We start from the raw sequence: 12,480 nt of genomic DNA, 5'->3' as shown, positions 1-12,480 counted from the left end.
TTCGGCGCACGGGCCGACTTCGTGTCCCGGTCTGGGTCGTGGACCCCGACGTGGTCCAGGTCGCCGCCCTCGAGTCGGTGGGACAGCCGCCTGACCGCCAAGAACTTCTGGCTCACGTGCAACAGGAGCGGGCCTTCAGACGTGAGATGTGCATGGATGTGATGGTGGCAGACCTCGAGTTCGACGAATGGGTGAGTGCGCGGGTCCCCGCGCTGCTCCGGTTCGCCTACCTCGTCACCGGGAGCCGGGATTCCGCCGATGACGTGGTCCAGACCGTGCTGGCCCGGTCGCTGGAGCGGTGGAACACCGTGCGGCGTACGGATGACCCCGACGCCTACGTGCGGCGGATGATCATCAACGAGAACGTCTCCTCCTGGCGCCGCTGGGGCAAGAGGCAGACTCCCGTGGTCGAGGTGTTCGACACCGCGCGTACGCCGGACCCGGCCGACGGGGTCAGCACCGCTGACGCCGTGTGGCGGGTCTGCCGGGCGTTGCCGGAACGGCAGCGTGCGGCCGTGGTGCTTCGCTTCTACGAGGACCTGAGTGATCGCGAGATCGCTTCGATCCTGGAGTGCTCCGAGTCGACCGTCCGCTCCCAGATCCATCGTGCACTGGCGGCCCTCCGGGTCGAACTCGAACGGCAGGAGGCCGGCGATGACTGACAAGCACACCGAGCAGGATCTCGAGCGGATCATGCGTGAGGGGCTGACTGCTCACGCCGAACATGCGCCCGACCGGCTCCAGGAGCCCGTGAACACCCGCGCCGGGCGCTCACGGACCTGGGTCGTCGCGGCGGCCGCGGCCGCGGCACTCGTGGTCGGCGTACCACTTGGCTGGCAGGCGATCGACCGGGCTGGCGACGGCCCGAGCGGCAACGAGCAGGTGGCCGCGGAAGACGGGGGCACCGCGAACTGGCGGGTTGAGTCCTACGACGGCCTGCAGGTGCGGGTGCCTCGAACCTGGGGCTGGGGTGGAGCGCCGATGCAGGACTCGTTCGGAGAGGACCAGGTGCTCGACTGCGGGGTGGCGCCCTTCGTGGTGCCGGGAGGCTCCGACTACGAGGTCGTCCCGAAGAACACACCCTACGTCGGTCGTCCGGTGATGATGACCGATGCCTGCACCGTGCTCACGTCGGAGAAGGCGACAGAGCTGGGCGTGCCGAGGGCCGACTCGGTCTGGCTCAATGCGGCGGCGGTCCGCCCCGGCACGGTCGACGTCGGCGACGGCTACGTCCGCGAGACGGTGACGGTCGGGAACGGCACCGTCACCGTGACCAGCGACGACGCGGCTCTGCGCAAGCAGATCCTCGGCACCGCAGAGGCCGTCGACGTCGACGCCAACGGGTGTGACACCAACCGTTCGTGGTCCGGCATCCCCGACGGTCAGCTCGACGAGGTGGAGCCCGAGTCGCTCTCCGTGTGCTCCTACGAGACCCGTCGCGGCAAGACGACCCTGATCTGGTCGGCACGGCGTGACGCCGACGCCGCCACGCAGTACGCCGACGTCGTGAAGCAGTCGTCGGCCAACTACGACCCCGTCCGCCTGTGCACCGAACAACCTGATGGAGACTGGCTGGCGATCGGCGTCAACGGAGCCGGCGGCAAGACCGCGTGGACCGGCGTGGTGATGGGGGAGTGTGCCCAGATCCTCTGGCACTTCAGGGCCCAGGGCGACCCGACGTCACTGGCTGCGTCCCCGGTCGTCCCGAAGACGGTCTCACCGTGGGGTGGATCCGAAGCCCGCTCCTACACCGTCGGCCCGCTCAACTGGGGCGAGTACGCCGGGAAACAGGGCGAGGGGATGTTCCGCGGCCTCCTCGGCTGAGCGGAATAGGGGCAGGGCACCTGTCGTTGCGCACACTGTGACGTCACCTGCTCCTGCCCTGTCCGTGCTCGACCTGGTGCCGGTGCGCACCAACCAGTCCACCGGTGACGCCGTCAACGCGTCGCGCTCCCTGGCCCGGGTCGCCGACCAGACCGGCTACCGGCGCTACTGGGTGGCTGAGCACCACAACATGCCGGCGGTGGCCGCGACCAACCCGCCGGTGATGATCGCCCTGCTGGCCGCGGCCACGGAGCGGATCCGGGTGGGCTCCGGCGGCGTGATGCTGCCGAACCATGCCCCGCTGGTGGTCGCCGAGCAGTTCGCCCTGCTGGAGGCGACCTTCCCGGGTCGCATCGACCTCGGCATCGGCCGTGCTCCGGGCACCGACCCGGTGACCAGCTTCGCGCTGCGCCACGGTGCCGGGGGAGTGGGGGAGGACGCGGTCGAGCGCTTCCCTGAATACGTCGAGAACATCGTCGCGATGATGGACGAGGGCGGGGTCGGCCTCTCGGTTGCCGGCCGCACCCACGAACTGCGCGCCACCCCACACTCCACCTCGACGGCGCCGGTCTGGCTGCTCGGCTCCTCCGACTACTCGGCTCGTCTCGCCGCGCGGCTCGGCCTGCCCTACGTCTTCGCGCACCACTTCTCCGGACACGGTACGGCGGAGGCGCTCGAGCTCTACCGGACGACGTACCGGCCCTCGCCCGAACACCCCGAGCCACGAACCTTCCTGACCGTCAACGCCTCGGTGGCGCAGACCACCGAGCAGGCCGAGCGCCTGGCACTGCCGCAGCTGCACGCCATGGTCACACTGCGCACCGGCGGGCAGCTGCGCCCGCAGCTGCTGGTCGAGGAGGCGGAGGCGATCGGGTTCCCGGACGCCCACCTCGCCCTGGTCAACGGCATGCGGGGGCGGTGGGTCATCGCTGACCCGGCAACCGCCGCCGAGCAGATCACGGCCTTGGCCGAGGAGTTCGGTGTCGACGAGGTGATGGTGCACCCGGTCGCGGGCGCCCACACCGACGACCCGGTCGACGCCGCCACCACCCGCGAGACCACCCTGCGGTTGCTTGCCGAGGCGCTGGGCACCATCTCGACCTGATTAGGGTTTGCCGCGGCCACGCACTAGACTGGTGCGTCGGCCCAACGTGGGTCTGTTTCGTGGCGCCTCGCGGCTGCCCGGGCATCGAATTCCAGTGATCAAGTCTGCTGGCGATGTGCGGGGAAATGAGGCCCATGCGGCGGTTCACGAGGTCCACTTCCACCCCCGGTGGGAGAGGTTCGCGGGCCAGCTGGGACCGGCCATCCGGTCGCGGTGCACCACGGTAGACGTATCCGTTACAACAGATTGTGGAGGACATGCCGAAGAAAGAAGGCGTGATCGAACTCGAGGGCACCATCACGGAAGCCCTTCCGAATGCCATGTTCCGTGTCGAGCTCAGCAACGGACACAAGGTTCTCGCCCACATCAGCGGCAAGATGCGCCAGCACTACATCCGCATCCTTCCTGAGGACAGGGTCGTGGTGGAGCTTTCGCCGTACGACCTGACCCGCGGTCGGATCGTCTACCGCTACAAGTGATCGCAACCGGTCGCGCGTGCGTGACCGGCTCGGTGGCTTGTGCCAGCCGAATTCAAACCGAAAGGACCGTCCTCGTGAAGGTCAAGCCGAGTGTCGGCAAGATGTGTGACAAGTGCAAGGTGATTCGTCGCCACGGCCGCGTCATGGTCATCTGCGAGAACCCGCGCCACAAGCAGCGCCAGGGTTAGGTCGCGTCAGCGACCAAGGTCGAGCAGCCCGTGAGGAACGAGCGGGCGTATCGAGACCCGATCAACACAACTGAACACAACGACAACGTGATCGCTTAGGCCTCAGGGCCGAAACCACCTCCGGAGCAGAAGGCCGGAGCCTGGCCATCGTCAGGGTGCGACACGACCGAAACCTCTGTGAACTACCGAGGGGCGCAAGCTCCTCACAGAAAGGGCCATCACATGGCACGCCTTGTTGGTGTTGACCTCCCGCGCGACAAGCGCATCGAGATCGCACTCACCTACATCTACGGCATCGGCCGTACCCGCTCCCAGCAGCTGCTGGAAGCCACCGGGGTCAACCCGAACCTCCGCGTCCACGAGCTGGGCGACGCAGAGCTGGTCAAGCTCCGCGACGAGATCGAAGCCAACTTCAAGATCGAGGGTGACCTCCGTCGCGAGGTCCAGGCAGACATCCGCCGCAAGATCGAGATCGGCAGCTACCAGGGTCGCCGCCACCGCATGGGCCTTCCGGTCCGTGGGCAGCGCACCAAGACCAACGCGCGCACCCGCAAGGGCCCCAAGCGCACGGTTGCCGGCAAGAAGAAGTCCAAGTGACCCGTTGCCTCACGGCACGGCACTGACGACCACTTCCTCGTACTCACAGCTTCCAGCAAACTTCAGGAGATATTGAATGCCTCCCAAGAGCCGCACCGCGGCCGGCGCCAAGAAGGTGCGCCGCAAGGAGAAGAAGAACGTCGCTCAGGGCGAAGCCCACATCAAGAGCACGTTCAACAACACCATCGTCACGATCACCGACCCCACGGGCGCGGTCATCTCGTGGGCCTCTGCCGGCACCGTCGGCTTCAAGGGCTCGCGCAAGTCCACCCCGTTCGCGGCACAGATGGCAGCCGAGGCTGCCGGTCGTCGGGCGATGGACCACGGCATGAAGAAGATCGACGTCTTCGTCAAGGGCCCCGGCTCGGGTCGCGAGACGGCGATCCGTTCGCTTGGTGCAATCGGCCTCGAGGTCGGCACCATCCAGGACGTCACGCCCACGCCGCACAACGGATGCCGGCCGCCCAAGCGCCGTCGCGTCTGATCACCCGAGACCTTAGGAGACTTTGAGAAATGGCCCGTTACACCGGCCCCATGACCAAGAAGTCGCGCCGTCTCGGTGTCGACCTCGTCGGCGGCGACCAGGCGTTCGAACGTCGCCCCTACCCGCCCGGCCAGCACGGCCGCGGCCGCATCAAGGAGAGCGAGTACCTCCTCCAGCTTCGCGAGAAGCAGAAGGCGCGTATCTCCTACGGCATCCTCGAGAAGCAGTTCCACAACTACTACGTGGAGGCCTCGCGCCGTGCCGGCAAGACCGGTGACAACCTGCTGCAGCTCCTCGAGTGCCGCCTCGACAACGTGGTCTACCGTGCCGGCTTCGCCCGCACCCGCCGCCACGCCCGTCAGCTCGTCGTGCACGGACACTTCAAGGTCAACGGCAAGAAGGTCGACATCCCGTCGTACCAGATCTCGGCCCACGACGTCATCGACGTGCGCGAGAAGTCGCTGGAGATGACCCCGTTCATCGTGGCTCGTGAGACCCACGGCGAGCGCGTCGTCCCCGCGTGGCTCGAGGCACTGCCGAACCGCATGCGCGTCCTCGTGCACCAGCTCCCCGTCCGGGCCCAGATCGACATCCCGGTCCAGGAGCAGCTGATCGTCGAGTACTACTCGAAGAAGTAACACCTGTTCGGTGGTCGATGCTCAAGTCTGCGACCACAGACGACTATCCGCCGAATACCTTTGAAATCGGTCCCGTCAAATAGTGGGTGGGTCCGGAAAGGAAAGAATCAGTGCTTATCGCTCAGCGCCCGACCCTGTCGGAAGAGTCCGTTGACGAGTTCCGCTCGAGGTTCGTGATCGAGCCCCTGGAACCCGGCTTCGGTTACACGCTCGGCAACTCGCTGCGTCGTACGCTCCTCAGCTCGATCCCGGGCGCGTCCGTCACCAGCATCAAGGTCGACACCGTCCTTCACGAGTTCTCGACCATCGAGGGTGTGAAGGAAGACGTCACCGAGGTGATCCTCAACCTCAAGGGCCTCGTCGTCTCCTCCGAGCACGACGAGCCCGTCACCATGTACCTCCGCAAGCAGGGTGCCGGCGACGTCACCGCTGCCGACATCCTGCCGCCGGCAGGTGTCGAGGTGCACAACCCCGACCTGAAGATCGCCACCCTGTCCGACAAGGGCAAGCTGGAGATGGAGCTGGTCGTCGAGCGCGGTCGCGGGTACGTCAGCGCCGTGCAGAACAAGGGTGCGGACAACGAGATCGGCCGCATGCCGGTCGACTCGATCTACTCGCCCGTGCTCAAGGTGACCTACAAGGTCGAGGCGACGCGTGTCGAACAGCGCACCGACTTCGACAAGCTGGTCATCGACGTCGAGACCAAGCCGTCGATCCGTCCCCGCGACGCGATCGCCTCGGCCGGCAAGACTCTCGTCGAGCTGTTCGGCCTGGCCCGCGAGCTGAATGTCGAGGCCGAGGGCATCGACATCGGCCCGTCGCCCGTCGACGAGCAGCTGGCTGCCGACCTCGCCCTCCCGGTCGAGGACCTGCAGCTGACCGTGCGTTCCTACAACTGCCTCAAGCGCGAGGGCATCCACACCGTGGGTGAGCTCATCTCGCGCTCGGAGCAGGACCTGCTCGACATCCGGAACTTCGGTTCCAAGTCGATCGACGAGGTCAAGGGCAAGCTGGTCGAGATGGGTCTGTCCCTCAAGGACAGCGCGCCCGGCTTCGACCCGGCCACCGCCCTGGCGGCGTACGGCGACGACGATGACGACACCTTCGTCGAGGACGAGCAGTACTAATCCACTCCAGCACCATCTATCCCGGTACCTGACACGGCCGGGGAGAATCGAGAAGAACAATGCCTGCTCCCAAGAAGGGTGCCCGCCTCGGCGGTAGCCCGGCGCACCAGCGTCTCATCATCAGCAACCTGGCCACCGCTCTGTTCGAGCACGGCCGCATCACCACCACCGAGGCCAAGGCCCGGGTGCTGCGTCCGCACGCCGAGAAGCTGATCACCAAGGCGAAGAAGGGCGACCTGCACAACCGTCGTGAGGTCCTCAAGACCATCCACGACAAGTCGGTCGTGCACACCCTCTTCACCGAGATCGCGCCCACGTTCGCCGAGCGTCCGGGTGGCTACACCCGGATCACCAAGATCGGCCCCCGCAAGGGCGACAACGCCCCCATGGCGGTCATCGAGCTGGTGACCGAGGCCTACAGCCCCAAGGCGCCGTCGACCAAGAAGGTCGAGGCCGCTGCTGCTCCCGTTGAGGAGGCCCCGGTCGAGGAGACCGAGACCACCGAGACTGCGGCCGATGAGGTCGAGGTCACGGGCCTCGCCGACCTCGGTGACGACGCCGCCGAGCCCCTCGAGGACGGGTCGGCGCCCGAGGGCTTCACCATCAAGGGCAACAAGGACTCGATGAAGTTCCACACCACCGAGTCGCAGTGGTACGAGCAGACGGTCGCCGAGGTCTGGTTCAAGACCGAGGAAGCCGCCGAGGCTGCCGGCTTCACCAAGGCCGGCTGACCCAGCACGACCTCATCCGGAGGCCCGTCACCGCAAGGTGGCGGGTCTCCGGTGCATTTCGGGCCGACTCAGATGCCCGGGAGCGCGTGGGCCGGCCGTCCGTCGACGCGTACGCCGCCGAGGTCGGCACGCTGGCCGGCTGCCCACCCGCCTGACATGCCGCTGCCGGAGAGCTGTCGAGGGCGTGCCGTGCTCAGGTGTGGGTAGGTGTCGGCGAGCCGGGAAGAGACCTCGACCGACCGGTCCGCGAGGACCAGGCCCATCGACCGTCCCGCCGCGGCGGCGCGTGCCGAGGCCTCGGTCTCGGCACGACGCTCGGCGGTCTCGAGGCGGCGGCTGATGGCCAGGCGGAACCCGGCCAGCCAGGAACGTCGGAAGGCGGCCTTGTGCTCGAGGGGCGGGACCGGAGCCCGGCCCAGCCACGTGGAGGCCTGCATCAGGAGGCTCGTGAAGAGGAGATCGGCCCGGGCCAGGTCGGACTCGTGACCGAAGAGGTGCACGGAGAAGCGCTTGCCGTCGGCCGTGCGGTCGGTCATGTGCACGGCTCGACACCGCAGCCGCACCGCGATCGCGCTCAACAGGTCGGCCTTGTCGCGGGCGTAGGGCGCATCGAGGGTCACGACCCGGTCGCCGACCACGTCGGTCTCTGGCACCTCGGCGGCCAGGAGCGCCTGGTCGATGCCGTAGTCGGCGATGAGCGCCGCGGCCTTGGCGGTGTAGAGCTCGGCCTCCTCCGGCGTGGTGGCATCATTCTCGGCCTTGGCCAGCAGCTTGCGGATCTTCGCGAGCATGGGGTGGTCAGCGTGCATGTGGGCATCCCTTTCGTTGAGGAGGACTCCACCCTGCGCCGCGGCACCCACATCGTGGAGTGGTCATCCACAGGGGCTCGGTCGCGACGGTGAGGCCCGGCGTCGTCGGGCTCAGGAGTGCCAGCCCTGCTCAACCAGACGCAGGCTCTCCGAGAGCTCCAGCCCGAGTCGACGGACTCTGGCGACGTACGCCGACGCGGCCGCACGGGCCTCGTCCGAGCCTCCCCGGGCGCTGCCGGCGACGAAGGTGCCTCGACGGCCCTCGGTGACCACGACGCCGTCGGTCTCCAGCTCCCGGTAGACCCGGGCCACCGTGTTGACCGCCAACCCCACCTGCCCGGCCAGGGCACGCACCGTCGGCAGGCGAGTGCCGGCACCCAGCTCCCCGGCCGCGACGCGGGCCGCGATCTGCGCCCGCAGCTGCTCGTACGGCGGGGTGGCGGAATCGGGATCGAGCGGGGAGAACTCCATGGCCGAACTCTAGTGCCGGGGATCCGGAGTCCGGTGGGTGAGCCACGGCACCGGGCCGAGACCGGGGGAGTCCCGGAAGTCAGTGACCCGATGCGATAGGGATGAGTCATGGACAACACCGCGCTGGTCGTCGGAGAGGCGCTCGTCGACGTCGTTCGCGCAGCCGACGGAACCGTCACCGAGCACCCGGGAGGCAGTGCCGCCAACGTCGCCGTGGCGCTGTCGCGACTCGGTCGCCCCACCCGGCTGGCGACCAGTTGGGCAGCCGATGCGTACGGCGACCTGCTGGCGCGCCATCTGGCCGACAACGGCGTCGGCCTGGCCGTCGATCCGCAGCGACTCGCCCGGACCTCGACCGCGCTGGCCACGATCGACGACACCGGCGCGGCGCGCTACTCCTTCGACATCGCCTGGAGCGTGGCGCGGCCCGCAGATCACGCTCCGCTCGTGCTGCACGTGTGCTCGCTGGGTGCGGTGCTCCCGCCCGGTGCTGACGACGTACGTCGACTGGCGCGGGACCTGCGCGACAAGGCGACGGTGACCTACGACGTCAACCTCCGGCCGGACGTCACCGGCACCGGCTCCGCGGTGCGGAGCCGGGTCGAGGGGCTGGTCGCACTGGCCGACGTCGTGAAGGCCAGCGACGAGGACCTCGCCTCGTTGTTTCCCCTGCGCTCGCCTCCGGAGTCTGCCGCGGCCCTCCTGGCCCTCGGTCCGGCCGCGGTCGTCCTCACCCGCGGGGCTCACGGCGCCACCTGCTTCGCGCACTCCGGCCAGGTCCAGGTGCCGGCCGCCGGGGTCTCCGTCGTGGACACCATCGGCGCAGGTGACACGTTCGACGCGGGCATCATCGACGCGCTCTGGTCACGGGGACTGCTGGGTGCCGCCCACCGAACCGAGCTGCGGTCCCTGGGCGGGGAGGCCTGGCAAGAGGTGCTCTCCCACGCCACGGCCGCGGCCGCGGTGACGGTCGCCCGGCCCGGCGCCGACCCGCCGTACCGTCACGAGCTCAGGTCGTAGTCGGGCACGTCACGACCCGCCGGGGGCGTGGTCTCGAGGGGGACGGCGGGCCAGTCGGAGGCCGTGGCAAGATTGCCGATCGTGCGCATCAGGATCGACCTCGCCTACGACGGCACCGACTTCAACGGATGGGCCCGTCAACCGGCCTACCGGACGGTGCAGGGTGAGTTCGAGAAGGCCCTGGCGACCGTGCTGCGGCTGGAGCGGGCGTCCGTCACCGTGGCCGGCCGGACCGACACCGGGGTGCACGCTCGTGGACAGGTGCTCCATGTCGACCTCGACGAGTCGGTCGTGGCGGCCGGCGGAGGGCGCTCGCAGGACCCGCCGATGGAGGCGCTGCGCCGCCGGCTCAACGGGCTCCTGCCACCTGACATCCGGGTGCACCGGGTCGCGCCCGCGCCGCCAGGCTTCGACGCCAGGTTCTCGGCCTCCTGGCGCCGGTACGCCTACCGGGTCGCCGACACCGAGGAAGCGGTCGACCCGCTCCGGCGCAACCATGTGCTGCCCTGGCCCAAGCCACTCGACCTCGAGGCGATGAACCTCGCGGCCGCCGACCTGCTCGGCCTCAACGACTTCGCGTCGTTCTGCCGCCGACGCGAGGGCGCCACCACTGTCCGCACCCTGCTCGACCTGCACTGGACCCGCGCGGACGACGGACTGGCCGTGCTCACCGTCCGCGCCGACGCGTTCTGCCACAACATGGTGCGTTCCCTCGTCGGCTGCCTCCTGGCGATCGGCGACGGACGACGACCCCGGGCGTGGGCACGGGAGGTGCTGTCGGCCGGCGTGCGCCACCCGGCCGTGACCGTCGTGCAGGCGCGGGGGCTGACGCTCGAAGAGGTTCGCTATCCCGACGGTGACGAGCTGTGCGCCCAGGCCGACCGGGCCCGCAACAAGAGGGAGCTCCCGCATGGATGACCACTACTTCTCCGCCGACCCGTCGGTGCCCTTCACCCGTGAGGAGTTCACCTGCGAGGTGTGGGGCAATGAACTGGCCCTGACCAGCGGCTCGGGCGTCTACTCCCGTGGCCACCTCGACGTCGGGACCGCCGTGCTGCTGCGCGAGATGGAGCCGCCGGCGCAGGGACAGGTGCTGGACCTGGGCTGTGGATACGGACCGATCGGGCTCGCCATCGCCCGCTCGGTCCCGCTGGCCAACGTCACCGGGGTCGACGTGAACGCCCGCGCGTTGCTGTTGGCGAACGAGAACGCGAAGGCGCTCGGACTCGACGGCCGATTCGTGGCCTGTACGCCGGACGCCGTGCCCTCGACGTACCGCTTCGACGAGATCTGGTCGAACCCGCCGATCCGCATCGGCAAGCAGGCGCTGCACGAGCTCTTGCTGACCTGGTTCCCGCGGCTGGCGCCGGGCGGCCGTGCGGTGATGGTGGTCGGCAAGAACCTCGGCGGCGACTCGCTGCAGCGGTGGCTCACCGAGCAGGGCTATCCGACCGAGCGGGTGGCCAGCGCCAAGGGGTTCAGGGTGCTGGAGTCACGCCGGGTCGACTGAGCGACGCTCGCCGGGCGAGGCGGCCGAGACGGACTCGCTGGCGATGGCGTCGTCGGCCGATGAGAGCGCGGCTTGGTGGTGCCGGTCGGGAGTGTCGCGCGAGCGTTCCCACCAGGCGCAGACGACCAGGACGAACGCGGCCAGCAGCCCGCCGCAGATCAGGTCGATGACGTAGTGCTCACCGAAGTAGACCAGGCCGACGCCCATCGTGGCGGGGTAGGCCAGCAGCAGCCAACGCAGGCCGGAGCGCAGTCGCAGGATGGCGTAGATCGCGATCAGGAACGAGATGCCGAAGTGCAGGGACGGCATCGCCGCGACCGGGTTGCCGACGCCGGTCAGCACCAGGTGGAAACGGCCCAGGCCGACGGCGTCCCAACCGCGGTGGGTGATGCGGAAGACCGGGTGCTCGAGGTAGCCGTCCTCGGAGGCCATCCACGGCGGTGCCATCGGGTAGACGATGTAGATGACCAACGCGACCAGGTTGGCGCCGACGTAGCGACGCATCCACTTCTTCCACTCGCCGCGGTTGCGCAGCCACAGCACCATGGCGAGGATCAGGCCGGTCACGAAGTGGCTGGTGTAGACGACCGCGAAGACCAGGTCGAACCAGCTGGGGGCGCTGTCGGGGTTGCACGGGGAGCCGCACAGGTGCTCCTGGAGCCAGTACGACGGCAGCTCGCCGAACATCCACTCGTCGACGTGGATCGGCATCCGGAAGTGCACGGGCAGCTTCAGCAGCTCGTCGGCGAGCCCACGACTGTAGAAGTAGACCACCAGTGCGGCGACGGGCACCCACCAGTCGCGCAGGAAGTTGAGGTGGTAGCGCCAGTTCTCCTCGACGTTCCAGCAGATCGTCGCGACCCACAGCCACAGGAAGATCTGGACGGTGTCACTGGGAACGCCGAAGTGGATGATCCAGGCGCCGAGCAGAACGCCGAAGACGACGAAGGCGCCGGCACGCACGAGGGGCCGGGTGACACCCCGTCGAGCGGGTAGGCCAGTGCGCAGCGTTGTCTCCCCCGTTCCGCTGACCATGGGGGGAATGGTACGTCAATGCATGGAAGGGGCGCATTTCCTTATCTGTTCGTGTCATCGGGGAGAATTCTGCGTCCAGGACACGGAACGATGAGGAAGTTCGCAACAGAATGAGCCCGTGGGGCGTCTGTCCTGCATGAGCACGATGACCATGGATGGAGTGGGTGTGACCGAACCGGACTTCGAGTCCTGGGTGACCGCACGCGGCCAGGGGCTGCTCCGCTTCGCCTACGTGCTGACCGGAAACGCGGCCGACGCCGAGGACGTCGTCCAGGACGCCCTGTCCCGGGCGATCGGCGCCTGGCCGCGGATCTGCGCCGCCGACGACCCCGATGCCTACGTGCGTCGGATGGTGGTCAACGCCCACACCTCGTGGTGGCGCAAGTTCCGGCGCAAGGAGTCACCGGTCGCCGAGGTGCGCCCGGCCGGATCCGTCGAGGCCGAGCCGATGTCGTACGACGA

The 12,480-nt window shown here is 68.6% G+C and carries 17 protein-coding genes; 14 read left to right on the top strand and 3 right to left on the bottom strand.

Annotated features, from left to right (window positions below):
• The 10 genes from NJ4_RS23010 to rplQ all read left to right on the top strand — a co-directional run.
• Positions 1-662: SigE family RNA polymerase sigma factor (locus NJ4_RS23010; protein ID WP_245644683.1), on the top strand; the 662-nt coding region annotated here is incomplete at its 5' end.
• Complete coding sequence (locus tag NJ4_RS23005; protein ID WP_067441121.1) at positions 655-1,824, top strand: hypothetical protein; 1,170 nt, start codon at positions 655-657, stop codon at positions 1,822-1,824. The genes NJ4_RS23010 and NJ4_RS23005, both read left to right, overlap by 8 nt.
• 37 nt (positions 1,825-1,861) lie before the next feature.
• Positions 1,862-2,929, top strand: coding sequence for an LLM class flavin-dependent oxidoreductase (locus NJ4_RS23000; RefSeq protein ID WP_067441117.1), 1,068 nt, complete (start codon positions 1,862-1,864; stop codon positions 2,927-2,929).
• Between the two features lie 257 nt (positions 2,930-3,186).
• Positions 3,187-3,408 (top strand): translation initiation factor IF-1, encoded by a 222-nt coding sequence (infA, locus tag NJ4_RS22995; RefSeq protein WP_026145687.1) that lies wholly within the window; start codon positions 3,187-3,189, stop codon positions 3,406-3,408.
• Between the two features lie 74 nt (positions 3,409-3,482).
• Entirely contained in the window at positions 3,483-3,596 is a 114-nt protein-coding gene (gene rpmJ / locus NJ4_RS22990; RefSeq protein WP_056681713.1) for a 50S ribosomal protein L36, read from the top strand.
• A gap of 222 nt (positions 3,597-3,818) precedes the next feature.
• On the top strand, positions 3,819-4,193 hold the full coding sequence (rpsM, locus tag NJ4_RS22985) for a 30S ribosomal protein S13 (protein WP_067441114.1): 375 nt from the start codon (positions 3,819-3,821) through the stop codon (positions 4,191-4,193).
• A gap of 76 nt (positions 4,194-4,269) precedes the next feature.
• Positions 4,270-4,677 carry a 30S ribosomal protein S11 gene (gene rpsK / locus NJ4_RS22980; RefSeq protein WP_067441111.1) on the top strand — a complete coding sequence of 136 codons (408 nt, stop codon included), beginning with the start codon at positions 4,270-4,272 and terminating at the stop codon, positions 4,675-4,677.
• Between the two features lie 29 nt (positions 4,678-4,706).
• Positions 4,707-5,315: a 30S ribosomal protein S4 gene (rpsD, locus tag NJ4_RS22975; RefSeq protein WP_067441108.1), complete on the top strand. Its 609-nt coding sequence runs from the start codon at positions 4,707-4,709 to the stop codon at positions 5,313-5,315.
• Positions 5,316-5,425: 110 nt separating this feature from the next.
• Positions 5,426-6,442 carry a DNA-directed RNA polymerase subunit alpha gene (locus NJ4_RS22970; protein ID WP_067441105.1) on the top strand — a complete coding sequence of 339 codons (1,017 nt, stop codon included), beginning with the start codon at positions 5,426-5,428 and terminating at the stop codon, positions 6,440-6,442.
• A 59-nt stretch (positions 6,443-6,501) separates the two neighbouring features.
• Positions 6,502-7,173, top strand: coding sequence for a 50S ribosomal protein L17, sunset domain variant (rplQ, locus tag NJ4_RS26825; protein ID WP_067441103.1), 672 nt, complete (start codon positions 6,502-6,504; stop codon positions 7,171-7,173).
• A gap of 68 nt (positions 7,174-7,241) precedes the next feature.
• Here the strand turns inward: rplQ and NJ4_RS22960 are convergent, their stop codons facing one another.
• Both NJ4_RS22960 and NJ4_RS22955 read right to left on the bottom strand, forming a co-directional pair.
• On the bottom strand, positions 7,242-7,982 hold the full coding sequence (locus NJ4_RS22960) for a DUF2786 domain-containing protein (RefSeq protein ID WP_067441100.1): 741 nt from the start codon (positions 7,980-7,982) through the stop codon (positions 7,242-7,244).
• 111 nt (positions 7,983-8,093) lie between these two features.
• The gene (locus tag NJ4_RS22955) at positions 8,094-8,453 is read right to left on the bottom strand and encodes a GntR family transcriptional regulator (RefSeq protein ID WP_067441097.1); all 360 of its coding nucleotides are present in this window, start codon (positions 8,451-8,453) and stop codon (positions 8,094-8,096) included.
• A 108-nt stretch (positions 8,454-8,561) separates the two neighbouring features.
• Between NJ4_RS22955 and NJ4_RS22950 the strand changes: the two genes are divergently transcribed.
• From NJ4_RS22950 to NJ4_RS22940, 3 genes are all read left to right on the top strand, one after another.
• Positions 8,562-9,473: a PfkB family carbohydrate kinase gene (locus tag NJ4_RS22950; RefSeq protein ID WP_067441094.1), complete on the top strand. Its 912-nt coding sequence runs from the start codon at positions 8,562-8,564 to the stop codon at positions 9,471-9,473.
• 78 nt (positions 9,474-9,551) lie between these two features.
• Entirely contained in the window at positions 9,552-10,391 is an 840-nt protein-coding gene (gene truA / locus NJ4_RS22945) for a tRNA pseudouridine(38-40) synthase TruA (protein WP_217996968.1), read from the top strand.
• Entirely contained in the window at positions 10,384-10,983 is a 600-nt protein-coding gene (locus tag NJ4_RS22940) for a class I SAM-dependent methyltransferase (protein WP_067441088.1), read from the top strand. Before truA ends, NJ4_RS22940 begins: the two co-directional genes overlap by 8 nt.
• Here NJ4_RS22940 and NJ4_RS22935 read toward each other — a convergent pair.
• A complete protein-coding gene (locus NJ4_RS22935; protein ID WP_082749069.1) occupies positions 10,966-12,018 on the bottom strand; it encodes a phosphatase PAP2 family protein in 1,053 nt (350 codons plus the stop codon). The two genes, NJ4_RS22940 and NJ4_RS22935, sit on opposite strands and share 18 nt — an antisense overlap.
• 136 nt (positions 12,019-12,154) lie before the next feature.
• Between NJ4_RS22935 and NJ4_RS22930 the strand changes: the two genes are divergently transcribed.
• Positions 12,155-12,480: sigma factor (locus NJ4_RS22930; protein ID WP_281178379.1), on the top strand; the 326-nt coding region annotated here is incomplete at its 3' end.

This window comes from Nocardioides jensenii JCM 1364 = NBRC 14755 (assembly GCF_001552535.1).
GTDB classification, from domain to species: Bacteria; Actinomycetota; Actinomycetes; order Propionibacteriales; family Nocardioidaceae; genus Nocardioides; species Nocardioides jensenii.
This window is presented reverse-complemented; position numbering and strand designations above follow the sequence as displayed.

Excerpts from the sequence above, each read along its gene's own strand:
- NJ4_RS23005 (WP_067441121.1), top strand. The coding sequence starts at position 655 with ATGACTGACAAGCACACCGAGCAGGATCTCGAGCGGATCATGCGTGAG.
- NJ4_RS22935 (WP_082749069.1), bottom strand. The coding sequence starts at position 12,018 with ATGGTCAGCGGAACGGGGGAGACAACGCTGCGCACTGGCCTACCCGCT.
- rplQ (WP_067441103.1), top strand. The coding sequence starts at position 6,502 with ATGCCTGCTCCCAAGAAGGGTGCCCGCCTCGGCGGTAGCCCGGCGCAC.
- NJ4_RS22940 (WP_067441088.1), top strand. The coding sequence starts at position 10,384 with ATGGATGACCACTACTTCTCCGCCGACCCGTCGGTGCCCTTCACCCGT.
- rpsK (WP_067441111.1), top strand. The coding sequence starts at position 4,270 with ATGCCTCCCAAGAGCCGCACCGCGGCCGGCGCCAAGAAGGTGCGCCGC.
- infA (WP_026145687.1), top strand. The coding sequence starts at position 3,187 with ATGCCGAAGAAAGAAGGCGTGATCGAACTCGAGGGCACCATCACGGAA.
- NJ4_RS22960 (WP_067441100.1), bottom strand. The coding sequence starts at position 7,982 with ATGCACGCTGACCACCCCATGCTCGCGAAGATCCGCAAGCTGCTGGCC.
- rpsM (WP_067441114.1), top strand. The coding sequence starts at position 3,819 with ATGGCACGCCTTGTTGGTGTTGACCTCCCGCGCGACAAGCGCATCGAG.
- rpsD (WP_067441108.1), top strand. The coding sequence starts at position 4,707 with ATGGCCCGTTACACCGGCCCCATGACCAAGAAGTCGCGCCGTCTCGGT.
- NJ4_RS22950 (WP_067441094.1), top strand. The coding sequence starts at position 8,562 with ATGGACAACACCGCGCTGGTCGTCGGAGAGGCGCTCGTCGACGTCGTT.
- NJ4_RS22955 (WP_067441097.1), bottom strand. The coding sequence starts at position 8,453 with ATGGAGTTCTCCCCGCTCGATCCCGATTCCGCCACCCCGCCGTACGAG.